The organism is Fibrobacter sp. UBA4297, assembly GCF_002394865.1.
GTDB lineage: Bacteria > Fibrobacterota > Fibrobacteria > Fibrobacterales > Fibrobacteraceae > Fibrobacter.
In genome coordinates, this window is sequence record NZ_DGUZ01000017.1 from 199274 (window position 1) to 223643 (window position 24370).

A 24370-nucleotide genomic window follows, 5' to 3' on the forward strand; every position below is an offset into this window, starting at 1 on the left:
ACGGTTTGTTGCATATGGCAAAATATTTTACAAGATGATTTATAAAAATGCTTAAAATTAAAGAAAAATAAGCATTTTGTTGTGTGAAATATTGACTTTGTAAAATGGAATGGTTATATTGTGAATGAGAAAATTTAGAGGTTTCCTAAAAGGAGAAGATTATGAAAAAGCTTTCGTTTTTTGTTTGCTCGGCGTTTGCCGCACTTGTATTTTCTGCTTGTAGTGATGATTCAGTGACGGGAACTCTTCCTCCTGCTGGGGGTGGCGCCGGTCAAGGGGGAGGAACCACGCTAGATTCCACACGCAATGTGTCTGTCGCGTTTAAGGGTTGTTTCAACTATTCATATAATGATGCCCTGAAGAAAACGGCTGCGGAAAATCCCAAAGCCTATTTGGTTACCGACGATGCGGGATATCATGTGGTTATTCCGGACATGGCTGGAACTTGCGGTTATGAAAACATGGTATTCAATAACCAACGTGTACTTGATACGCTAAAAATCAATTTTGAAGGTGATCCTGCAGAATGTAGGTGTATTAATGATGTATGGTTCAATATCGATCCATTGGATGCCGATATCAAGTATTTGGTATATCTGAATACTGTTTATGAAGTCGTGGCGGAACCGCTTCTGGAAAGGAGTTCTTCAAGTGAACTTTTGATGCAGTCTTCTTCCTCGGATATGGCCGAATCTTCGTCTTCTGTTGTTTCGTCTTCGTCTGAGGAGGACCCGTCCCGCGTAATTGTTACGGATGCTAATGTGCAATGCGAGGACCGTCGTACGCTTGACCCGCTGCTTGATGGCAATTCAGTAGAATCGTTTATACGCGAAAAAAGTGATGCGGCGCTCCCGCCGGTCGCTTATCGCTATGTGTCAACGGAAAATGTTGGCTTTACGATAAAGAATGTTACGATGAGTTGCAATGTTTCCATTGACAGCCTGGAAATCACAACGGCTGATAATACAATTTATGTCAATGCGAAATATGACTTCACAAATGCACAAAGATGCTTGTGCCGTTCGCAAATCACGTTCAGCGTAAAAATAGATCCTGTTTATTCTACCGCCGAATATCTTGTTCTGAATGACCGTGGCTCCAATTTCAACAATAAAATGATGATTGTTGATTTAGATGTTATTCGTACTGATGATATTCCTAACAATGATTTTTAATCAATGATAGCAACGTAAAAAAGCCTCCCGTTGGGGAGGCTCTTTTAATAAACTATTTTATATTACTTTTGGATGCACCTGACAGAGAAAGCGTTGTTCTCTTCGATGGCGCGTTCCGCATAACGTTCGTTGTAACCGCCGATGGTCACGAAGTTTGCAATGTAGGTCGTTTCTTCGGTGGCTGTCCAGAAGAAGGCTGATTTTTCCATGTCTTCGTAAGCGAAATGAGAGTCGCTTTTGCCAGACGCGTTGAATGATGATTTGGTTTCTTCGCAGTAAGGACTCCACATGTCGTTGTTACCGAAGCAGATCCTCTGACCTGCTTGCTTGACTCTAAAGCCGTTTTTCTTGCTTGCGCCGAGGTACTTGCTCAAGAAATTCCAGTCTTTGCGGTCGGGGAGTTTCCAGCCAGTGGGGCAGGCCTTCATTGCTGCCTTCCATGTGTAAAGACGTCCGTACTTGTGGCAGTTCGTCTTGTCGTCGTTGTAGCAGTAGCTGCCTTTTGTCGTCTTGTAGGTGAGGTTTTCGGCGAGCCAGTTGTGGTTGCCGATTTTGACAATCTTGTAGGTGTGGCCGTCGCGCGGATCCTTGAACTTTTTCGCGGAGGCTTTTTTTGAGGGGGCGGCTGCGGCGATGCTAGCAGCCAAAAGCATAAATACTAAACCAATTCTCATGGTATAAAATTTAGAAATTTTCATGATGGAAAATTTTGTTATTTTGTGAAATGAAGAGGATTTAAAGTTGCTAATTGAAGATGTAAAAAAATCAATTATCGATGCCAGTTTTCACGATGGCGAAAAGATGCCCTCCGTTCGTAAAATGGCGGAACATCTAGGCCTTTCTGTCAATACGGTCCATCGTGCGTACAAGATTTTGGCGAGTGAAAAATACGTGCAGCTTGTGCACGGCAAGGGTTGTTTTTGGGGGACCGCTCCATCGTTCGAAGTAAAAGCCGAAGAGAGCGTCTATTCTGTAGTGGAACGTCATTTCCAGAATGATTTGGATAGCGGGTATCTGAACGCCTTTGACGAACTTCCTTCGTGCAAGGAACTTTCGAACCGTTATAATGTTTCGCTTTACATTGTCAAAAAGTTTTTGATGCAAAAGTGCGCGCAAGGGATTTTGCGCCATGTGGGACATCGCTTTTTCTTTAGCGAAGAACGCTCGGTCGAAAAATCGAATTACATTTTGTTTGTGCACCGTTCCAATGAAATCGGTCGATTGAAGATTGAGTCCGAACGTGAATCCGATGTGTTTCGCACATTCGCGCAAATTGCGGCAGAACAGAAAATTGCAGTGAAGTTTATCGGGTACCATGAAGCATCAAACCAGTTCTATTTATCGACGGGTGAAAGCTTTGTTGTAAAGAACGATACTCATTGCCTGGGGGTATTCCTCTCAACGTGGCTTGTGGATGATGCTGCGAAGTTGTTTGCTCATTTTGCATCGTTCAAAAATCCGATTTCGGTCTGGTGGGAATACGCTCCAGATGTAATTCCGGTGATTGCTCGCAATAAAAAGAAGTGGGCGTTTTACAATGTGGCCTTTGGCAAGGAGGCTGGAGTCATTGTTGGGCGTTACCTTAAAAGTAAGAATATAGGACAAGTTCACTACCTATCGCCATACCATGCCAGTTTTTGGTCAAAGGCGCGCTTGCTTGGGTTGCAAGAATCTGGAATTGATGTCGTGCCGCTTGTTGATGACCGCTTTGCTTCTCCGTTTGACTTGATGGATGCCGCCAATCGTGATGGTCTTGAAAGCCAGTCGCTTTTGAATAACGTTTTAGATTCGCTTTTGAAGAATGCAATTTTGGATAAATTTGTATGTTCCAATGACTGGGTGGCAGCTTCGCTGATTGATTACTTCAAGGCGAAAAAGTTGCCGACGCCGTATGTGGTGGGCTTTGACGATACGATTGAAAGTTACCGCTATGTGTTTGATTCGTTTGCTTTTAACGTCGGGACGATGGTGAAAGAGGCTATTTACCACATTGTCGCGCCGACCATATATGCAGAACAGCGGCGCCAAATGCAGACGCCGCTTGGAAGAGTTGTCGAGAAACACTAGAAGTGAATGGATCCTTCGGGCATTACGCCCTCAGGATGACGTGATGCGATAAATATCAAACGTTAAATTTCCCAGAGCAGGCGAGGAGCCCGAGCATGTACAGGAGTCCGTCGTAGTAGCGCCATGTGCCTGTCGGAACATCCATATTCCAAAGGTCTTCGGCAAACGGCTTGATAAGCGGATCGCCTGCGGGAAGTGCAACAGTCGATGCTGCGTTCATGGCGATGAGGCCGCCCGTAGCAGGCCTTGCCTCGCGCGGGAACGCGCTCCCGTCGACACGCATGTCGGCGAGGTACGGGCGACGCCCGTGGAGGTAACCGAGAATCTTCTTGACCGCAGAAACTTCCCATTCGCTCACGTCGCTGCGTTCGCCCTTGTCTTGTAATGTTGCTGCGTCAAGCCCGATGTTCCACACGACGCGCCAAGCGTCTCCGCAGAAGCAGTCGCTAACCGGGTGCCATGATGTTTTCTTGGGTGTTCCGTCAAATTCGCTGTAGTCGGCGGCAAGTCCCGTGATCGGGTGGCAAGCCTTTTTCAAGTAGGCAACACTGTTGTCTGCAATCTTGTTCCAAATCTTGTCACCGCTTGCTTCGCCGTACATTCTGTAGAAGGCGACCGTGTTGTAGCTCGGATCGGTGTAATCGTTACCCTTCATGGGGGAAAATCGCACGAGGCCTGTGTTTGCGTCCATCATCGTGTATACATCGCCAGACTGCGGCTTGTGCGCCATGTCATTGATGAGCTCAACGGCGTCTTTCTTGTAGTTATCGCAATTGAATTTCTTGGCGGCGTAAAGGAGCGCTGCAGCAAAGTATTCTTCTCCATCCGGGGCGGCGCCCGGATCCATCATCGAAAAGTCGGCGGTCGAAACTTGCCATGCGTAATAACCGGCAAGGTCGCCTTCGGTGTTCTTCATGTGCGTCTTGGCGAATTTCCAGAGCTTGTCGAAAAGGTCTTGCTTGCCGAGGAGAGCGGCGACCGTCATGCCGTAGCTCATACCTTCGGAGCGGATGTCATTGTGGCCGATATCCACGATGTACGCCATGTCGTCGCCCTTGTCAAAGCAAATGCGTTCGTTTTCACAGTCGCCTTCGAACAGTTGTGCAAAAGCCTTGTTGAGTTTTGCCTCGATTTCGGCGGGGGTCTTACCAATTTCTTCAAAAATGTTTCTCATGGCATCTAAAATAGAAATGTATTGGGCTCCCGTCCTGTTTTGTAGATGAAATAATTTAAAAGTGTCGTGAGTGTTTCTTGGAAGGCTTGGAAAATTGAGGTAATTGCGAAAACAAAACTTGAATAAAATTGAAAATGTCATGATTTGACATTTTATGATTCTATATTTATAAAAAATGATTAATCCCGTTTTTTCAAGCGTGTAGACGGGGAAGGAGAACAAAATGAAGATTATTGAAGAAAAAATATTAACGATCCGAAATGAACGAGTTATTTTGGATTGCGATGTAGCCTGTCTCTATGAAGTGAGGTGGTAAAAAAAATTGACCACCTTGGAAAGTTGAAATTTAGCCCTGTTAATCCAACTGCATTTACAGAACGTGGTTTATATATGCTAGCTACGATATTAAGGGGAAAAATAGCTATCCAGACAACGATAAATATTATAGATACATTTGTTGAAATTAGAGAATTATCGCGTGCTGTAGCTAGTATTCCTCATGTCGTAGATGAATCGGAACGAAAGTCTTTGTTGAAGCGTAGTGGAGAAATAATTTCAAATGTTCTTACGAATGATTTGGAAGAATCCGAAACAGAAACGGAGATAGAATTGAATTTGGCTATGCTTAAGATAAAACATAAAGTTAAAAAGGATCGTCAGCGAAAATAAAAAACGCCCGCATTTCTGCGAGCGTCTTTAAAAGCTTGAGTCTTCTTGGCTCTAAGCGGCTTACTACCTGGAGTAGTATTCCACGACGAGCTGTTCTTCGAGCTTGACCGGGATCTGGTCGCGGAGCGGAAGCTTCACGAGAGTACCCTGCATCTTGCCGAGATCGACAGACAAGTATTCCGGAGCGGCAGCTGCAGAAGCGATTGCTTCCTTGATCTGCACGTGTTCCTTGGACTGTTCACGAACAGCGATCACGTCGCCAGCCTTGATGAGGCGGCTCGGAGAGAAGCTACGAACACCGTTCACAGTGAAGTGACCGTGTGCAACGTACTGACGAGCAGCGAAGATCGTACGGGCAAAACCCATGCGGTAGACGACTGCGTCAAGACGAGTTTCGAGCAAGATCATCAGGTTGTCACCTGCAGAACCTTCACGACGGTTAGCTTCCTTGTATGCCTTGGCAAGCTGAGCTTCGGAAATGTTGTAGGTGAAACGAAGACGCTGCTTTTCGACCAACTGCTGCTTGTAAACGGAAGCAGACTTCTTGCGGGTCTGACCATGCTGGCCAGGTGCGAAGTTGCGGCGGTCGAGAGCCTTTTGAGTCTTCTGAGAAACGGCAACGCCGAGAGAGCGTGCTACTTTACCTTTAGGTCCGCGGAAGGAGGACATATTTACCTCTTTGAGGAAGCTCTTTGGTTACGCTCGCAAGTTGGCAGAGCTTGGCACGACATGCGAGATTTGGACTTCAAATTTAGTCAAATGTTCACTACTTGTCAACAGAATCTTGGCATTTCTCGAAGACGAAGGGGTTGTGGTCTCCCTGGACCTTGAAAATGCGGCGATCGCGCTCGCATTCGCGCTCGGTGACGGGGTACATTTTGTCCCAGGCTTCGAAAAGTTTGCGGTCTTGCTTGGAAATGTTGATGTTGTAGGTCTTTTCCATGTAGAAATGCACGCGGGCGATTAAGCCTCGGACTTCTTTGCGGGGTTGGACCTTCTTGTCCTTGAAATCGACGATGGTTTCGCACTGCCCGTACATGGGAACTGGGTTGTTCGTCCACTGGCTGAACATGAAGTTGCTACGGTCTCCGTTCACTTCGCCGATGGCGGGGTAGAGGTTGTGGAGGTCGCCTTCCATGATTTTGAATGTGGTGTCGTTCGCACTGCAGTTCTTGCGGCCGCCGTCGCGCCAGCAGGGGAGGTGCTGGCCCATGTTGTGGGCGGTGACGATGTGTTCCCATTCGATGCGCTTGGTGCGTTCAAGGCTTTTGCGGTTGGGGTTTTCGCGCGGCTTGTAGTTGCAGGTGCTATAGTCCACGTGCTTTTTGTCGAGATAGCGGCAACCGCAGTAGATGGTTTCCTGGAGTTCACCGTAGTAGATGCGCCTCATTTGCTTGCCTGCATCGCGGTAGTTGTAGTGACGAGGGGCGGCCTCGGGATCGACTTTCGCAAACGAAAATGCTGCGAAAACGCAAAGAATCAAAGCGACAGCGCTTGCTGAAACTTTCATATAAACAAAACCTCTTTTTATGTGTGATAGAAATGTAATCATTTTAGTGGTCGGTAAACAGTGGTTAAGTAAACAGGATCATGAAATGAAGGGTGGATTAACCATTTTTCATAAACACTAACCACTGCTCACAGTCTACTGTCTTCTTCCTACTAATCACCAACCACTTCCCTGGATCCTTCGACTCCGGGTTTCGCCCTTCGCTCAGGATGACACCTCGTACTTCCTGCCGCCTACTGTCTACTTCCTACTTCCTACTAATCACTATTTCTATGTTATAGCCATGATTCAGAACGGATTGGAATATTTGAATTCCCGCCTCATAATTCGGGATGGTGCCTGTTTTTGCGTTTTTCTATGCCGAAAGTTTGTTTTTCAGGGCTAAAATTGAGTGTTTAATTTATGCGTTACGTACTTGGCGTGGAAATTTTCCTGTTTAAGTACGTAAATAGCTTTAATCTTATATACAAATTAAATTTATGGGAGGCTAATTTACGTACTGAATTGTGCCTTTATGTCCTTTTAGTACGTAAAATGGAAATATTATGAATGTTGTGAATAAACTAGAAGCTTGTTTTTACGTACTAACAACTTTTTTATTTGCCTTATAGTACGTAAAAATCGCAGGAAACGCCTAAAAATCGCTCGAAATTCCGCAATTTCCACCGTAGGTGCCCTAACTTTCTATATTATAGCCATGATTCAGAACGGATTGGAATATTTGAATTCCCGCCTCATATTCGGGATGATGCCGGGTCTTGCTTCTACCCGTAAACTTTGTGAAGCTCTCGGAAATCCTCAAAAAAAGTTTAAGACGATTCATGTTGTTGGCACGAATGGCAAGGGCTCGACGAGCTATTACTTGTCGGGTGTTTTGCAAGCGCACGGCCTCAAGACGGGACTTTATACAAGCCCGCACTTGGTGAGCATGCGTGAACGCATCCGCGTGAACGATTTGCCGATTGATGATGAATCGCTCGACCGCCTGATTATGCAGGTCAAGTCCGCAGCCGAAAAAACGCAAGTGGAACCGACGTTCTTTGAAGTTTTGACGATTGTCGCATTCCTCTATTACGCAGAACAGAACATCGATGTGGCGGTCTTGGAAGCGGGTATGGGCGGTCGCTTGGATAGCACTGCCGTTGCCGATGGTGATTTGATTGTTCTTACAAGCATTGGACTTGAACACACTGAAGTTCTCGGTAGCACGGAATCTGCTATCCTCAAGGAAAAAATGGGCGTGGCGGGTTCTGCACAAAGTATCATTTCAAATGGCCGTAGCAAGACTTTTGTCTTAGGTGGCTTGAGCGAAGCTTTGATTGCCGAAGCGAAAATTTTTGCGTCTTCTCACAGCTGCTCGTGTGTTATCCCGGAAATTCGTAACGATATTGAGCTCCCGAATTTAGGACAACATTACGTCGAAAATGCAAGCCTTTCTCTCAAGGCCGCGGAACTGTTTTTACAAAAGTCGCGCAACATTTCTGTTGCGGATGCTGTTGTGAATAAAGGAATTGTTTACGACGACGCTCTTGCACTCAAAACACTTGCGACGTGCTCCTGGGCGGGCCGTATGCAAAAGCTTATAGATGCAAACGGTGTAACGAAGTTTATTCTAGATGGTGCGCACAATTCTCATGCAGTTCGTCGTCTAGTCGAAACTCTTGGCAAGTATTATCCGAACCAGAAATTCCATTGCGTGTTTGGTGCGCTCCGCGACAAGGATGTTGGCGAGATGCTCAAGCTCATGGCTCCGCATGTGAGTCATTGGCATATCACGCGTACGCCGTATCCGCGATTCCGTGAACTCATTGATTTGCAGGGTGAGCTAGAAAAGCTTGGGTTGAATGTCGCAAGTGCGGGCGAGTTTTCCCGCGAATATCTCAATGAAGTTTGTGCAAGCGTTACGGATGGTTCGCCGGTGCTCATTACAGGTAGCCTTTACATGATCGGGGCGACTGTGCAAGCGCTCAAGGACGATTTTGACGGGCTTGCGTTTTTCCGTGGGATGGAGCCCACAACAAACGAACACCGGTAAATAAAACTTGACTGGATTCTTCGGGGCGAAGCGAGGAATCCTGTGAAGTCTTGATAAAAAAAGACATTGGCTTAGCCAATGTCTTTTTGCTTGAATTTTATGCAGGAAGATTATTCCATTTCATCAAGTTCAGCGTATGCCTTTTCAGCAGCGGCGCGAATCTTTTCAGCTTCTTCCTTCTTTTCCTGCTGTTCAAGCATCTTGATGTATTCAGAGACGAGGTCAGAGTCGAGCGTCATCACGCCGTAAACCTTGAACTTGCCGTCGGCAGTCGTTTCGACCTTGACGTCGTTGAGCGTTGCACCGTTGAGGCGCTGGTCCACTGCGGTCTTGGACGTGCTCTGGAAGTGTTCGGCAATTTCATCGCTCACGTCTTCCTTGAAGTTCTTGATAAGAGCCTTGGTCTGTGCATCGATAGACTTGGCGAGGTCTACGCGGGCGTTCTGGTCGGCCTTTTCGTAAGCAATCTGTTCGTCAGCAGATTCGCCGATACCGATACCGGCCGGAATGTGCTGCTTGAGGTAGCTCTTCTTCTGCATTTGCATTTCGATGAGAAGGCTTGCCTGCTTTTCTTGCGGGGTCTGCGGCGGATTGCTAGAGCAGCCGGCAAACAGGGCGGCAAGAGCGAAACATGCGATGAGTTTTTTCATTGTTTTCTCCTTGGAATAAAAATCCATTACATTGTTTTGTGATTTTAATATACAAAAAAAATTTTGCGAAGATGTTGTTTTGCAACATTTGTCAAAAAAAGTGTTGTTAAATGGCTTGAAAATAACTTTCGGTAGCGCTTTTTTGTATTATAATATAGTACGTATATTTTTGTAAAATTTTGGAGGTTGTCTTGAACAATACAGTACCTGTCCTGCAAATGATTACGCAGTCCGATATTGTGACCATGATTATTCTCGGGATTCTCGCCTTTATGTCGCTTGGCTCCTGGGGCATCATCATCGTGAAATTCTTTAAGCATAAATCAAATTTGCGTGCGAACGCCAAGTTTTTTAAGGAATTTTGCAAGCTCAAGCATTTCTCTGAACTCCAAAAACTTTGCACGGTTTCGAACGATAGCGCACTCCGTCTGTTGAGCGTCGAAGTCTTGAACGAAGTGTCCAAGTTCAAGGGTAAAGTAACTTACGAATCTATTCAGCATCGTTCCTCCTTACTCGAAGATGCTATCCAGCGTTCGATCGAAGGTATCCGCATGGGCGAGGACCGCTATTTGACTTTCCTTGCCACGAGTTCTAACTTGGCTCCGTTCTTTGGCTTGCTCGGTACGGTTTGGGGCATCATGATTGCGTTCTTCCAGATTGGTCATCATGGCTCTGCGGACTTGACCGTTGTCGCTCCGGGTATCGCTATGGCTCTTATCACTACGGTGGCAGGCCTTTTGGTGGCTATCCCTGCCTCTGCCGGGTACAATTACTTTACCTCTAAAAATGGAAGTAACGAAACTTCTTATTACAACTTTGGATCGCAAGTTTTGAGCTTGTTTAAGAGAGGTGACATGCTCGCTGTTGAAGGAGTTGCCGAGGAGGAAGCGTGAAACGCAGCCGCCGTAAGGACTTAAAGCAGGAACTCAACCTCACGAACATGATTGACATCGTGTTCGCCATCTTGATTGTGTTTATTTTGTGCGCACCGTTGATGAGCCAGGGCGTGAAGGTCAATCTCCCGCAGGTCAAGGCTCCGACGATGGAACAGCAGAAACTTTTGAAAGTTTCCATCACCAAGAACCTCGAAATTTTCATCGCCGATATGCAGGTGGACATGGAAAGCTTCGAGAGCATTTTCAAGTCGCTGTGGAACGGCGAAATGGCTGTGGTCATCAATTCGGACGAGGCTGTAAGTTACGGCTTTGTGATGAAGGTTGTGACGCTGGTGCAAAAGCTCGGTGTAACGAAGCTCGGTTTCTTGACAATGACTCCAAAAGACGAACTGGTAAATGAAAAGAAATAGGGACCATATCCAATATTTCGAGACGGAAAACGATGGATCTTTGTTCAAGATCATCGTGTGTGCTGTCGTGTTTCATTTGGCGGTTGTCGGGACTTTGATCGCTCTCAACAACATTGATTTGAGCAAGCCTGCCGAAGAAATTCCCGTGTTCGAGATGGTGCAAGTCGATGAACCGGTAAAAGCTCCTGCGGCTAAGACTGCTTTGCCGGAGCCTGAACCGCAGCAAGCGCCGAAGGTGGAACCTCCACCTCCGCAACCGCCCGAGCCTGTGCCTGAAACGACTCCGGAACCGGAACCTGCTCCAGAGCCGACTCCTGTGAAAACGCTAGAGCCGGAAGCTCCGCAAGTTCCTGAAGAGCCCGCTCCTGAAGTGAAGCCGGATACTCCGGAACCTGTGCCTGTGCCGGAACCCAAGGCCGAAGAAAAAAAGCCGGAAGAAAAAGTCGAAAAGCCGAAGCCGGTCGAGAAGCCTGTTGAAAAGCCGGTGGAAAAGGTCGCTAAAAAAACAGTTGAAAAGAAGAAGGTCGAAAAGAAACCTGCGAAAAAGCCGAAGGATGACGACTTTGATATCGATGACTTGAATTTGCAGAAGTCGTTTGAAATGCCGAGCCTCAAGGCGGTGAATCCGATTGATATGGACCCGCTGATGCAAGTGTTCTTGGAACGCGCAAAGGCGAAAATCATGAGCAATTTCAACCCGCCAAACGGACTGACGATTGATCGTGATGCAAAAACGACGGTACAGTTTACAGTTGAACGCTCGGGTGCGATTACTAGCGTGTTCCTCAAGCGTTCTTCGTCGAACAGTGCGTGGGACCATTTGTCGATGCGAGCGGTGAAGATTTCGAAGTTGCCGGAACTCCCGCCGACGTACAAGGGATCAAGTCTTGTGTTGCAGTTTAACTTTACGCCGAACTAGGAGGTGCCTTCGGCACAGTTATGAGTTCTAAGTTACTAGTTACTAGAGATGTTCTTATAGCAAATTCTAGTAACTAGCCCGAAGGGCGAAGTAACTATTAACTAGTAACTACAATGAGGTTTATGATGAATAAAATAAAGTTGCTTTTTGTGTTTGTTGCGATGGCGCTTGCGGTGCCTGCGTTTGCGGCGATTGATACGATTGCAGTGGATGTGGGAATTTCGGTATTCCAGACGATGCCGATTGGCGTTGTGCCTTTTGAAGAAAATGGAAACATCAAGTGGACAAATGAAGCTCCGCATTTGATTTTGACGCGTGATGCAAACCTCACGGGGCGTTTTGAAGCTGTGAGTTCGGATAAGTTTGACTTGGTGCTTTTTAGCAAGAAACGCGCTCGCCAGTACGTGACCGGCAATGCGACCAAGCTCCCGAATGGAAAAATCAAGCTTGATTGCTATCTGTATGCTTCCGAGACGAAGGACGTATTGCTTGGCGAAAGCTATACCGTGAAGCCTTATGACGTGCGTCAGGCGGTGCATTCGTTCTTTGACAAGGTCGTTTATCGCTTGTTCGGGGAACGCGGTGTCGCTTCGACGAAGCTTGCTTATGTTTCGAAAATCGATGGCGTGAAGCAGGTCGTGATTTCGGATTACGATGGTTTTTCTCGTCGCCAGATTACGCGCGATTCTTCGATTAATATGATGCCGGTTTGGCAGAAGGGCAATAAGGGCCTTGTGTATGTGAACTTCCGCAAGCAACGTCCGAACCTTTACGCCATCACGTTTGGCGGCAAGGAAACCCCGCTCTTTACGCAGTTCAAGCAGACGTTTAGCCCGGCAGTAAACCCGAAGACCGGAGAACTTCTTTTCTCGGTGACGGAAGGTGCAAAGACGGAACTTTATCGCGGCGATATGAAGACGGGTTCTGCGCAGAAGTTCTTGCACTTGAAATCGAATCAGGTGAGCCCTTCTTGGAGCCCGTTTGCAAGCGAAGTGCTCTTTACGAGTGACCGTGGTGGCTCTCCGCAAGTGTACGCGGTAGGGAAGGATGGCACGGACGTGCGCCGCATTACGTACATGGGCCATTACAATGAACGTGCAAGCTGGTCCCCAGAAGGTGACCGCATTGTCTACACATCGATGGACGATGGCAAGATGAACATTTATACGTGCGCTCTCGATGGTACGGATATTATCCAGCTGACCTCGAACGCAGGGAATAACGAACACCCGACTTGGTCGCCCGATGGCAAGCTGATTGCATTTGCCAGTGACCGTGGCGGTAATTATCAAATTTATATTATGCGTAAAGATGGGAGCGGCGTGACTCGCATTACGAATGGTAGCGAAAATACTTCGCCGACTTGGTCCTGGTTCTTTGACGAGAAAAAAGTTAAATAGAGGAGTGAATTATGGGTAAGATATTTAAACTTGCTTTGATGGGTACTGCAGTTGCGCTCTTCGCTTGGGGCTGCAGCAAGGAAAAGCCGGAAACGGATCCGCAACCGCAAACGGCGCCGGAAGCTCCTGCGGATTCGACGCTCAATCTCGATGCGCTTGTGGCAGATACGTTAAGCGCGGATTCTTTGGCTCGTTTGGAAGCGGAACGCCTTGAAGCAGAACGTGCACGCCTAGAAGAATTGATCAACCGCATCATGCTTGAAGATGTGTACTTTGACTATGACCGCTCCGAATTGACCGAGAATGCAAAGCGCTTGCTTGCGCAAGTGGCTGAAATCCTGGTCAATGAAAATCGCTTTATCGTGACTGTTGAAGGCCATACAGATGCTCGCGGTACCGAAGACTACAATATTTCTCTGGGTGCTCGCCGCTCGACTGTGGTGCGTGAGTTCTTGATTGCGTACGGCGTGGATGCCAACAGGCTTGTTTCAGTGAGCTATGGCAAGGAGCGTCCGAAGGTTCAGGGAACTGACGAAACGGCGTATTCCAAGAATCGCAGAGCGCATTTCCGCGTGTCCATTGATCAATAGTTTGGGGAGGACTTGATTGTGAATTTGAAGACTTTATCTCTAGGCGTTGTTTTGGCATCTTTTGTGCTATCGGGATGCAGTAGCATTACGATGTTGCGCACAAAAGAAATGCGTGCAGTCGGTGACGATGTCATTGCTAAGAATGATTCGGCGTACAAGGCTCTTTCGGCTGAAAATGCATCACTCCGTGCAGAACTTGATAGCGTAAAGGCTCAGCTTGATGCTTCTGCAGTGGCGCAAAAGCGCTTGCAGGCCGAAGTGACTGTGCTTTCGAATCGCATGAGCGAAGAAACGGTCCGCCGCGATACGCGTCAGGAAGAAATCATTTACCGCTTGGATTTGCTACTTGGTAAGTCTGACAAGATTTTGGCAAAGAAGGTCGTGGTGAACAATGGCGTGGCTAGCGCCGTGATGGAACCGGACGCCAATGCCGAAAAGATGATTGAAGCGGAAACGATGTTCAATGCCGCTCATTCGGATTATCACCGTGGCGAATACAAGCTTGCGTACAATGGCTTTAAGCAGGTTTATGAGCTTGTGAAAAAGGGCGAAATGGCAGAAGGGGCTCTCTACTGGATGTCGCTTTGCTTGATGGAGGCAAATCAGCCGGCAAAGGCAAAGACGCTCCTCACGAATCTCGTAGATTCCAATCCGAATGGGATGAAGGCTTGCGCGGGTATGTACAAGCTTGCGACGATTTACGGCAATGAATGCAATCTGGACCGTAAAAAGCAGTATTTGCAGATGATTCTTTCGAACAATACGTGCGCTTCGACTCCGGAACTGGAGCAGGCCGCGATTTCGTTGCAGGAAATGCTTGACTTTAAGTCTCCGGATGGGCGCTCGGCAACGGAAATTTGCCGCGAACAAATGCGATAAATACGAAAAAAGCCGGCTGGGAGCCGGCTTTTGTGCGTTTGGGGTGACGCCATTTTTTATTCGTCGCGGGCGTCCGGGTTGAATCGCTTGACGGTCGCACCAATCTTTGCCATCTTGGCTTCGAAATCTTCGTAGCCGCGGTCGAGATGGTAAATACGGCTGATGGTCGTTTCGCCTTCGGCAATGAGGCCTGCGAGAACGAGGGCTGCGCTTGCGCGGAGGTCGGAACCCATGATGTCGGCACCTTCGAGCGGGAGGCCGCCCTTGATGGTAGCCGTGTTGCCGTTCAGCTGGATGGAGGCTCCCAAGCGTTCAAGTTCGGCGACATGTTTAAAGCGGTCGTTATAAACCGTGTCTTGCACGAGGCTGTTCCCTGGAATGGAGAGGAGCGTTGCCATGAACGGAGCCTGCATATCGGTCGGGAATCCCGGGAATGGGAGCGTCACAAGGCTCATCGGCTTGAGTTCCTGCTGGCGGGCGTCAACTTCGGCCCAGTCGGCACCGACGTTCACCTTGCAGCCGATTTCGCGGAAAGCGTCGAGCGTAGAGGCGATGTGTTCAGGAATGATGCGAGTGACTTTCACGCGGCCGCGCGTGATGGCTGCTGCGCAGAGGAATGTGCCTGCTTCAATGCGGTCCGGGATGGTGACGCCTGTGCCCGGGCGGAGCGATTCGACGCCCTGGACGGTGAGGGTGCGTGTGCCACGACCCTGAATCTTTGCGCCCATGCTCGTGAGGAAGTCGATGAGGTTGTCAATTTCAGGTTCGAGGGCGGCGTTCTGCAAGACGCTTACGCCCTTGGCAAGTGTAGCTGCCATCAAGACGTTGACCGTTGCACCGACGCTAGAAATCGGGAAGTTGAAGTTACCACCAGGGAGGCGGCCTTCACAAGTGGCTTCGACGTAACCGTGCGTGACGGTAATCTTTGCACCGAGCGCTTCGAGACCCTTGAGGTGAAGGTCCACAGGGCGCGGGCCCCAGGCGCATCCGCCGGGGAGCGAGACGCGGCAACGTCCGAATCTGGCAACGAGAGGGCCGAGCACGTAGAAGCTTGCGCGCATGGTCTTCACAAGTTCGTACGGTGCTTCGAGATGGTCTACACCGCGGGTGTCGATTCTCAAGACGTGACTTCCGCCATTGATGTGGCAACCGATCACGCGGAGCACATCGGACATGGTCTTCATGTCTTTTAGGTGCGGAACATTTGTGATTTCAGAAACGCCATCGGCGAGGAGGGCCGCTGCCATCACGGCAAGCACGGCGTTTTTGGCACCAGAAATTTCAACTTCACCATTGACCGGTGCTTTGACTTGCGGAACGATAAACTGATCCATATAAATTAAACCTCTTTCTTTTCTTTTGGTTCGATGGCATTATGAACGACACGAGTCTGTGCGATAAAGTCGTGTAGCGCTCTCTTTTGCGGATCGATAAGGACAATAAGGTAACCCAGACCATAAAAAATGAGTGTCGCTTGCGTGACGATACTTGCCACAAAGCGGAAAATCGAGAATGCCCACGAAAGCTTTTCGCCATTTGCCATTTCGACATGAATGCGCATGAGCTTTTTACCCGGCGTGGCGCCCCAAACGGCGTGGAATACGATAAAGTAAATTGCCTGTACAATGCTCCAAATCGTAAAGAATGTAGACATTCCGGGGAGATCGAGAGCTTTGGAAACAAGGTCCGTGGAGGTGGGGCTTTCGATGTACTGATTTGCGATTTCGGAGGCGGCACTTAAGTCCACCATACCGGCCAAACTCATGACGTAAAGGAAAATTGCACCGACTACAGAAAGAATTAAGTTGTCTATAATAAAGGCGTTCGCGCGTACAAAAAATCCTGCAAATCGCTTGCGCTGCATTCTGCCTTGCAATAACGTTTCAATCGTCTGCTTGAGGAGTTCTTCTTCGGTCGGCTCCGGGGGTTCGCTTGCTTCAGGGAAATCTTTCCATGCTTTCCAATTCGTTTCGCCTGAGTGCCAGACTAAAGTTTCGTCTTTTATTTTGCCTTCGTTGACAAAATCTCTAATTTCATCGATAGAATAAGGACCTTGACGCCTATCCCCGTCGGTGATTGATGTATCGATATAAAACCATTTCATGTTGTGGAATAATTTAGTAAAAAGTTCGCAAGCCGAATTTTCGAAAAAATCCTAAATTTACAGGTTATGATGATGTTTAAAATTGGTCAGCGCTACGTTAGCCAAGCCGAACCTACCCTGGGGCTTGGTATTGTATCTGAAGTTCAGGGCCGTACTGTTAAAATTTTGTTCCCGTCTATCGGTCAAGCTCGTATTTACAGGACCGATGAAGCTCCGATTGAACGTTTTGTTTTGCAAGTGGGTGAAACCGTCAAGAGCGAAAAGGGCGTCTCCTTTGTGGTAGACTCCGTTCGCGAAGATGCGGGTATCATGGTTTATGTCGGGCGAAATGGCAAAGAGATGAAGGAATCCGAGCTGAGCTCGAAGATTTCGACCGCTCGACCGGCAGTGCTGTTTAAGGCCTTGGCCGATGACGAAGTTTGCTCGTCACGTGATTTTTTGCGTCATGAAGATGCGATGGAAATGTATTATAAGTGGATGTCTTCGCCGGTTCGCGGCATGATTGGCCCGCGTGTGAGCATGATCCCGCACCAGTATTACCTTTGCTACCGCGCATGCTCTAGCTCTACGCTCCCGAGGCTTATGCTTTCGGACGAAGTGGGTTTGGGCAAGACTATTGAAGCGGGCATGATTTGGCATGCGCTCAAGTCGAGAGGCCGCATCCAGCGTACGCTCGTGATTGTCCCGGAAACGCTGAAGCACCAGTGGATGATTGAAATGAAGCGCCGTTTCAACCAGCTTTTTACGCTGGTGGACGAAGGCTACATCCGTGGCTTGTTTGTGGGTGTCGCAAAAGATGAAACGAAGCCCAATCCGTTCATGCAGAGTAACGACATCATTGTGTCCATCGACTTTTTGATGGCACAGCCTGCATTGATCGAAGACCTTTTGAAGACGAACTGGGATATGACCATCATTGATGAAGCCCACCATCTGGTGTGCGAGGATGGTTTTACGAGCCACGAGTACATGCTTGCAAATAGGGTGATTGGTCGCTCTAAGGGTGTTTTGCTTTTGACCGGTACGCCCTTGCAGCTCCATCCGGAATCGCAGTTCAACCGTCTCAAGATGCTCGACCCGGTGCGCTTTGCAGACTATAACGATTTTATCAAGGACCAGGAAGCTTACCTCAAGCTTGTGCGAGATTTAAATAAGCTCCCGACCGACCCGAACCACCACATGAGCTGGGACGACTTGTACGAATGTGTCCCGAAGAACTCGCAGATCCGTCCGTGGCTGGAACAGGAAAATTCAAAATCCATGACCGCAGGCGAATGGATGCGCCGCATTGTCGATGGCATGGGTACGGGTTCTGTGGTGTTCCGCAATACGCGTAAGGGCGTGGGCGGATTCCCGAAGCGTGTGCTCGATGAAATCCCGCTTGAACCGAATCCGGCTTACCGTGAAATGGTGGATGTCGCTGCCGACCGCGACTTGGAAGCATCGACCGACATTCAGGAAAATGGCCTCCTCTGCACGAGGTTCTCCGACGCATGGGCGATGGACGAACGCTTTGTGTGGCTTAAGGGGTTCCTCAAGGAATACAAGAACGAAAAGGTTTTGCTGATTTGCGAATCCATTCAGGTCGTGCAGGCGCTTGAAACTTTGCTCCTCGAATTCTTGGGCGAAGGTGCGTTTGTGATGTTCCACGAAGATATGAGCATCATGGCTCGTGACAAGGCTGCGGCAAACTTCAGCAAGCCCGATGGTGCAAACTTGCTCATCGCTTCTGAAATTGGTTCTGAAGGCCGTAACTTCCAGTTCTCGCATCACTTGGTCTTGTTCGACTTGCCTCTTGATGCAGCTCTCGTGGAACAGCGTATTGGTCGTTTGGACCGCATTGGTCAGGACAAGGACATTATCATCCACGTGCCGTACGTGAAGGGCTCGGGCCAGGAAGTGATGTTCCGCTGGTACAACGAAGGTTTGAATTCGTTTGGCGCTCCGCTCATGAGCGGTGGTGAACTCTTCCTCAAGTACACGGAATCACTGATTGAAGCTTTGGCAACGCCGCGCGCTAGCCTTGAAAACTTTGTGAAGAACGTCATCCCGCAGGTCAAGAAAGACTGCGAACAGATGCGTAAGCATATCGAAAACGGTCGTGACCGCTTGCTGGAATTTAACTCCCGCAATCCTGAAAAGGCAAAGGAAATCACGGACGAAATTCGTGAACTTGATGCGGAACCGGAACTCAAGAATCTCGTGTTTGATTCTTTGATGAATCGCGGACTCGATGTGGAAAAGAGCTCTGTGCAGGATTGCTTCCTCATCACGATGGGACCGCAGGTTGAAGCGGGCTCTGTGCCGGGCATGCCTGATTTGGCAATGGCCGCTACTACTGCTGGCGGTGGTCGCGTGAATAGTCAGACGGATTTGTGTGGCGAAGGCGGTGGAGATTCCGATGGCGACGGTCGCGTGAGTGGTGGCACTTGCATGACGGTCACGTTCGATCGCGATGTTGCCATGACGCATGACGATATCGAATTTATCAGCTTGGACCATCCGCTCGCTCAGGGCGTGTTCGATTACGAAACGAGCTTTGGCCGTGGAACGGTTTCTTGCGCGATTTGGCCGAACTCCGGTTTGCGCGGACTCATGATGCAGTACAACTTTGCTGTGGAACTCCCAGTGTCCGAAGAATGGGGCTGCGCCGATATCGCTGGGCCGAAGTATTTCAAGGTGCTCGTGAATGCGAAGGGCGAAAACATGTCTGAACATTTCGATGCGCTTTCGAATGCGGCGCTCAAGGATGTGGGCGTTCCGCAGGGCAATGCGGCTGTCGATATGACGCTTCGTTACTTTGCTAAGGATGGCCTTGCGAAGGCTCGCTTGATTGTTTCTGAACAGGCGAAGAAGTATGCCGAAGAAGCGGCAAATGCCGTGGAAGCCCGTTCGGAACAGGAATACCAGCGCATGAATCATTTGCTCTCGATGCGTGGCAAGGCGGGTACGAGCGAAGCTTTGAAGCAGCTCCGCAAGAATGTACAGGAACGCAAGAAGATTGTGGCTAACCCGCAACTCCGCCTCGATGCCATTCGCTTGGTGGTGTGTAAGTAGACGAAAGAACGCCCACAGAAGTGGGCTACAGACGAGAGACGAAAGAGTATGCAGTGGTTAGTAAACAGAAATGAAAATAATGCTGTCATTCCCGACTTGATCGGGAATCTCCATTTTCTCCTTCGAAAGAAGGAGGTGCCCGCTCAGAGGCGGGCATGACATCAAAGGAAAATTGCTAACTAATAACTATTGACTAATAACTAACGACTGAAAAATGAGTGAATTAAGAAAGAACATTTTAGATGAAGCTCGCCGCGTGGTGGTGAAGATTGGTTCTCGCATTCTCGTGGATTCCGAGCGTGGTGGCGTTCGTACGCGTTACATCCAGAAGCTCGCAGATTCCGTGGCTCGTTTGATGGATGCAGGCAAGGAAGTCGTCATTGTCACGAGTGGTGCTGTGGGCACTGGCATGGCAGAACTTGGCTACAAGCAGAAGCCGACTGTGCTTGCCGAAAAGCAGGCTTGCGCTGCCGTGGGTCAGATTGACCTTATGTACGCTTATCGCGAAATGTTCCGCTGGGTGCAACTCTCCGTCGGTCAGATTCTCTTGTCTGCAGAAGACTTCCGTGACCGTGCACGTTACAAGAATTTGCAAAACACCATCAAGGCCATGCTTGCCAAAAAGATTGTTCCGATTATTAACGAGAACGACTCTTTGGCCGTTGCTGAAATCAAGGTGGGCGATAACGACAAGCTCTCAAGCGATGTGGCGCTGTTCCTTGATGCTGACTTGCTCCTCATCTTTACGGATGAAGATGGCTTGTTCGATGACAATCCGAAGAAGAATCCGAACGCTCGCTTGTTGAACTTTGTTCCTGAAATCACGCCTGCGATTTTGGCACTTGCCGGAAAGCCCGGTGAGGCTGGTTCCGCTGTCAGTACTGGCGGCATGCGGAGCAAGCTCGAAGCCATTCGCAATGTGACGAAGAGTGGCGCGAATGCATTCCTCGCAAACGGTATGAAGGTCCTCCCGCATCAGGTGTTCTTTGAAAACGCAAATGGTACTTTGTTCGCAGGTTCCAAGAAAAAGCTTAATAGCCGTCAGCGCTGGTTGAGCTTTATCACAACGCCGCGTGGAAGCGTGATTGTCGATGAAGGCGGCGTGAAGGCTTTGCGTGAAAATCATTCGAGCTTGTTGCCGGTGGGTGTTGTTGCCGTACAGAAGCATTTTGACAAGGGCGACTTGATTGAAGTCCAGGATGAAAAGAAGAATCCTGTGGCTCGCGGTGTCGCTGGTTTTGATAGCGAAACGCTCAAGCTTGTGCTCCGTAAGAAGACTGCCCAGGTGCATGAAATCTTGGGCAAGAACGTTCCTGATGAACTTATCCACAAGAACGACTTGGTTGTATTCTAACTAGGTGACTTTAGACCGCTTTAGACAAAAGGATCAAACGTATGGCTGAAGATCAGAATGTCGAAGAACTGGCCGAAGAATCGGCGGAACTCCCGAAAGTTGAAAGTAGGGAAGACCTGGCTCGCATTATACAGGCGCTTGTGTTTGCGTCTCCGGATGTCGTGACGCTCAAGAAGCTTCGCGAAATTCTCGGCGACTTCTTGGATGCTCGTTCTGTGGCGGATGCGCTCATTACCGCGAACGATTCTTTGAACAAGATTCAGTCTCCGTTTGAAATTGTGGAACAGGCGGGCGGTTACCGCTTTAGAACACGTGCAAAGTATTATCCGTGGGTGCGCAAGCTCTTCCCGGAAGCAAATGCAAGGCGCCTTTCGCAGGCGGCTCTTGAAACGCTTGCCGTGATTGCTTACCAGCAGCCGATTACCAAGGCCGCGATTGAACAGGTGCGTGGCGTTTCGTCTGCGGATGGTCCGATCCGTAACTTGCTTGACAAAGGCTTTATTACTTTGGGCGCAAGAGCTGAAACGGTCGGTAACCCCTATACTTACGTGACTACGCAGGAATTTTTGAAATACTTTGGTATCAATCGCATTCCTGAAGATTTGCCGCGTTTGCGTGAATTCAGTGAACTTTTGGAAGCGGGCGCTTTGGTGCCGCAATATGCAAAGCCGGAAAATGCTCCGGAAGAACCGACTCCGCTCGAAGAATCGACTGACCAGATTGAATTGTCTATGGGAGATGCTTAATGGCCGTTACTCCGTTGATGCAGCAATATTACGAAATCAAGAAAGAAAATCCTGGCTGCATTTTGTTTTTCCGCATGGGCGACTTCTTTGAACTTTTTGAAGATGACGCTGTAATCGCCTCGAAAATTTTAGGTTTAACGCTCACGAGCCGCAATAACGGCGCTTCCGGTGCAACGCCTTTGTGCGGGTTCCCGCACCACGCTGCTGAACGCTATGTGCCCAAGATGGTGGCGGCTGGCTACCGTATCGCCATTTGCGAACAAGTCGAAGACCCGAAACTTGCAAAGGGCATTGTCAAGCGCGACATTGTTGAAATCATCAGCGCTGGCACGGCGATGAACGAAGAAAACCTCAATGCGAAAGAGGCAAACTACCTTTGCGCTTATGTGCCTGCGACAAGCGATGATGGCAAGGGCGGAAACGGGGACGTAGCTGCTTTTGCGATTGCCGATGTGACAACGGGTTACTTGGCCACGTGCCGTAGCAGTGTGCAGGCTTTCGAATGCGAATTCAGCCGCCGCATGCCCAAGGAAATCGTGATTCCCGAAGGAACGACAATCCCTGCTGCCATTATGGACTTGATCAAGGCCGAAAACGTTCTGGTCACGGAACTTCCTGCTATTTTGTTTGCAGAAGACCAAGCGAAGGATGTGCTCTTTACGCACTTCAAGGTCGAAGCGCTTGATGGCCTTGGCTTGGATGGTCGCGTTTTTGAAACGTCAGTGACGGGTGCGTTGCTCCAGTATTTGATTAACCAGAAAAAGTCCGAATTGTCGCACTTTACGACGCTCGAAATTTTGAATCTGGACGATTACATGACGCTCGACCCGAGCACGCTCCGCAATTTGGAACTCGTGCGTCCGCTGAATGCTGACGATTATTCCAGCACGCTTTGCTCGGTGCTCGATTTTACGGTGACGGCGATGGGGGGGCGTACGCTCAAGGACTGGGTGAGCCATCCGTTGATTGCTGTGGACCGCATCCGCGAACGCGAAGAAGCGGTGGGCGAACTTGTCCAGAATCCTGTGGCGCTTGACGAACTCAAGGAATCGCTCACGTCGATTCTCGATATGGAGCGCTTGATGGGCCGTGTGGGTTCCGGTCGTGCAAATGCGCGTGACCTCGCGGGAATGGGACGTTCTCTTTCGCAGGCATCAAAGGTCGCTGACGTTTTGGAAGGCTTGCATGCGCCGCTTTTTGAAGGTCTACGCGAAACGTTGAATGCAGCAAAGGGCCGTGGCGAAGACTTGCTCAAGTACTTCAATGATGACTTGCCGATGACCGTGCGCGAAGGCGGTATGATTCGCCCGGGGGCAAGTGCTGAACTTGATGCGATGAACGAAGACATCAAGGAACGCCGCGAATGGATTGCTTCCTTGGAAGGTCGCGAACGCGAACGCCTTGGAATCCCGTCATTGAAAGTCGGTTACAACCGCGTGTTCGGTTATTACATCGAAATCACGAAGGCGCAGATGGCAAAGGCCACGCAGCCGATTCCGGATGAGTATATCCGCAAGCAGACAACGGTGAATGGCGAACGCTATATCACGCCGGAAATGAAGGAATGCGAATCCGTCATCAGCAACGCCGAAGTCAACATCCATGCGTTGGAATACAAGATTTTCTGCGAACTTCGCGAACGCGTGAACAGCTGGCGCGCCGAACTCCAGGGCATTGCCGATGCAATTGCTCGAGTCGATAGTTTGTATAGCTTTGCCCGTGCGGCCCGCAAGTACAATTACGTTTGCCCGGAAGTTTTTGAAGGGACGGGTATTGAAATTCGCGGCGGTTTCCATCCGGTGATTGTCGCGGTGAACCCTGATTTGAACTTTATCCCGAACGACGTGACGCTCTCGCCGGATGGTACGCGACTGATGCTCATTACAGGCCCGAACATGGCCGGTAAATCGACGTACTTGCGCCAGACTGGGCTTATTGTGCTCATGGCGCAGATTGGCTGCTTTGTGCCTGCCGAAAGTGCTCGCATTGGCGTAGTGGACCGCATCTTTACGCGTGTGGGCGCGAGTGACCGCTTGAGCCGTGGCCTCAGTACGTTCATGGTCGAAATGATTGAAACGGCGAACATCCTCCGCAATGCGACGCCGCATAGCCTTGTGCTGCTCGATGAAATCGGTCGCGGTACGAGCACGTTTGACGGCCTCTCGATTGCGTGGGCAATTGTCGAGACGCTCCACAGCGAGCCCGCTCGCATGGCGCTTACGCTGTTTGCAACGCACTATCACGAATTGACGGGGCTTGTGGATTCGCTGGAGCATGCCGGAAACTTCCAGGTCGCCGTGCAGGAAAAGGGCGACAAGCTCACGTTCTTGCACAAGATTCTCGAAGGCGCTTGCGATTCGAGCTATGGCATTCACGTGGCTGAGATGGCGGGGCTCCCACCTAACGTGGTGCGCCGAGCTCGCAAGATTTTGCTCCGTTTGGAAAAGCAGAAGATTGACCCGAGCGACGAGGCGCAAAACAAGAAAATCAAGGCGCAGCCGCAGATGGACTTGTTTGCACCGCCAGACGAAAACACGCTCTTGCTCAAGGATGAAATTCGCAGGCTCAAGCCCGAGGAAATGACCCCGATGCAAGCGCTGCAGCGCCTCATGGACCTGAAGGAAAATTACGGGAAATAGAATAGGTTTTAGGTAATAGGTGTTAGGTATTAGGTTTATAAAAGTGGCTTCGCCGACCTTTGCCTAACAAAATTGCTAATTATTACCTACAACCTA

Annotated in this window: 21 protein-coding genes; 14 read left to right on the forward strand and 7 right to left on the reverse strand. The window is 49.2% G+C overall.

What is annotated here, in order from left to right; genetic code table 11:
• Positions 1–161: 161 nt before the first annotated feature.
• Complete coding sequence (locus B3A20_RS09130; RefSeq protein WP_290763811.1) at positions 162–1175, forward strand: hypothetical protein; 1014 nt, start codon at positions 162–164, stop codon at positions 1173–1175.
• Positions 1176–1237: 62 nt separating this feature from the next.
• Here the strand turns inward: B3A20_RS09130 and B3A20_RS09135 are convergent, their stop codons facing one another.
• On the reverse strand, positions 1238–1849 hold the full coding sequence (locus B3A20_RS09135; protein ID WP_290763814.1) for an FISUMP domain-containing protein: 612 nt from the start codon (positions 1847–1849) through the stop codon (positions 1238–1240).
• A 67-nt stretch (positions 1850–1916) separates the two neighbouring features.
• On the opposite strand from B3A20_RS09135, the gene B3A20_RS09140 reads away from it, so the two are divergent.
• Entirely contained in the window at positions 1917–3242 is a 1326-nt protein-coding gene (locus tag B3A20_RS09140; protein ID WP_290763817.1) for a GntR family transcriptional regulator, read from the forward strand.
• A 55-nt stretch (positions 3243–3297) separates the two neighbouring features.
• Here B3A20_RS09140 and B3A20_RS09145 read toward each other — a convergent pair whose 3' ends face one another.
• A complete protein-coding gene (locus B3A20_RS09145) occupies positions 3298–4416 on the reverse strand; it encodes a glycosyl hydrolase family 8 (RefSeq protein WP_290763821.1) in 1119 nt (372 codons plus the stop codon).
• Positions 4417–4725: 309 nt separating this feature from the next.
• On the opposite strand from B3A20_RS09145, the gene B3A20_RS09150 reads away from it, so the two are divergent.
• Positions 4726–5085: a hypothetical protein gene (locus B3A20_RS09150; protein ID WP_290763824.1), complete on the forward strand. Its 360-nt coding sequence runs from the start codon at positions 4726–4728 to the stop codon at positions 5083–5085.
• A gap of 63 nt (positions 5086–5148) precedes the next feature.
• On the opposite strand, the gene rpsD is transcribed toward B3A20_RS09150, so the two are convergent.
• Both rpsD and B3A20_RS09160 read right to left on the reverse strand, forming a co-directional pair.
• Entirely contained in the window at positions 5149–5754 is a 606-nt protein-coding gene (rpsD, locus tag B3A20_RS09155; protein WP_012820048.1) for a 30S ribosomal protein S4, read from the reverse strand.
• 97 nt (positions 5755–5851) lie between these two features.
• Complete coding sequence (locus B3A20_RS09160) at positions 5852–6595, reverse strand: endonuclease (RefSeq protein ID WP_290763829.1); 744 nt, start codon at positions 6593–6595, stop codon at positions 5852–5854.
• Positions 6596–7292: 697 nt separating this feature from the next.
• On the opposite strand from B3A20_RS09160, the gene B3A20_RS09165 reads away from it, so the two are divergent.
• Entirely contained in the window at positions 7293–8630 is a 1338-nt protein-coding gene (locus tag B3A20_RS09165; protein WP_290763831.1) for a bifunctional folylpolyglutamate synthase/dihydrofolate synthase, read from the forward strand.
• 110 nt (positions 8631–8740) lie between these two features.
• Here B3A20_RS09165 and B3A20_RS09170 read toward each other — a convergent pair whose 3' ends face one another.
• Complete coding sequence (locus B3A20_RS09170; RefSeq protein WP_290763833.1) at positions 8741–9280, reverse strand: hypothetical protein; 540 nt, start codon at positions 9278–9280, stop codon at positions 8741–8743.
• Between the two features lie 191 nt (positions 9281–9471).
• Here B3A20_RS09170 and B3A20_RS09175 point away from each other — a divergent pair, with 191 nt between their 5' ends.
• From B3A20_RS09175 to B3A20_RS09200, 6 genes are all read left to right on the forward strand, one after another.
• A complete protein-coding gene (locus tag B3A20_RS09175) occupies positions 9472–10173 on the forward strand; it encodes a MotA/TolQ/ExbB proton channel family protein (protein WP_144065916.1) in 702 nt (233 codons plus the stop codon).
• A complete protein-coding gene (locus B3A20_RS09180; RefSeq protein WP_085490153.1) occupies positions 10170–10586 on the forward strand; it encodes an ExbD/TolR family protein in 417 nt (138 codons plus the stop codon). Before B3A20_RS09175 ends, B3A20_RS09180 begins: the two co-directional genes overlap by 4 nt.
• Complete coding sequence (locus B3A20_RS09185) at positions 10573–11505, forward strand: energy transducer TonB (RefSeq protein ID WP_109572308.1); 933 nt, start codon at positions 10573–10575, stop codon at positions 11503–11505. Before B3A20_RS09180 ends, B3A20_RS09185 begins: the two co-directional genes overlap by 14 nt.
• 122 nt (positions 11506–11627) lie before the next feature.
• Positions 11628–12905 (forward strand): translocation protein TolB, encoded by a 1278-nt coding sequence (locus B3A20_RS09190; RefSeq protein WP_290763843.1) that lies wholly within the window; start codon positions 11628–11630, stop codon positions 12903–12905.
• Positions 12906–12916: 11 nt separating this feature from the next.
• Positions 12917–13495 carry an OmpA family protein gene (locus B3A20_RS09195; protein WP_290763846.1) on the forward strand — a complete coding sequence of 193 codons (579 nt, stop codon included), beginning with the start codon at positions 12917–12919 and terminating at the stop codon, positions 13493–13495.
• An 18-nt stretch (positions 13496–13513) separates the two neighbouring features.
• On the forward strand, positions 13514–14374 hold the full coding sequence (locus B3A20_RS09200) for a tetratricopeptide repeat protein (RefSeq protein WP_290763849.1): 861 nt from the start codon (positions 13514–13516) through the stop codon (positions 14372–14374).
• Positions 14375–14430: 56 nt separating this feature from the next.
• Here B3A20_RS09200 and murA read toward each other — a convergent pair whose 3' ends face one another.
• Positions 14431–15708: a UDP-N-acetylglucosamine 1-carboxyvinyltransferase gene (gene murA, locus B3A20_RS09205; protein ID WP_088629505.1), complete on the reverse strand. Its 1278-nt coding sequence runs from the start codon at positions 15706–15708 to the stop codon at positions 14431–14433.
• Positions 15709–15713: 5 nt separating this feature from the next.
• Positions 15714–16478: an RDD family protein gene (locus B3A20_RS09210; protein ID WP_290763854.1), complete on the reverse strand. Its 765-nt coding sequence runs from the start codon at positions 16476–16478 to the stop codon at positions 15714–15716.
• 66 nt (positions 16479–16544) lie between these two features.
• On the opposite strand from B3A20_RS09210, the gene rapA reads away from it, so the two are divergent.
• The 4 genes from rapA (at position 16545) to mutS (ending at position 24274) form a co-directional block, all read left to right on the forward strand.
• Entirely contained in the window at positions 16545–19535 is a 2991-nt protein-coding gene (rapA, locus tag B3A20_RS09215) for an RNA polymerase-associated protein RapA (protein ID WP_290763856.1), read from the forward strand.
• Positions 19536–19749: 214 nt separating this feature from the next.
• The gene (proB, locus tag B3A20_RS09220) at positions 19750–20889 is read left to right on the forward strand and encodes a glutamate 5-kinase (RefSeq protein ID WP_290763859.1); all 1140 of its coding nucleotides are present in this window, start codon (positions 19750–19752) and stop codon (positions 20887–20889) included.
• Positions 20890–20930: 41 nt separating this feature from the next.
• Entirely contained in the window at positions 20931–21635 is a 705-nt protein-coding gene (gene scpB, locus B3A20_RS09225; protein WP_173389478.1) for an SMC-Scp complex subunit ScpB, read from the forward strand.
• Positions 21635–24274: a DNA mismatch repair protein MutS gene (mutS, locus tag B3A20_RS09230; protein WP_290763867.1), complete on the forward strand. Its 2640-nt coding sequence runs from the start codon at positions 21635–21637 to the stop codon at positions 24272–24274. The genes scpB and mutS overlap by 1 nt, the downstream gene beginning before the upstream one ends.
• Positions 24275–24370: the final 96 nt, after the last annotated feature.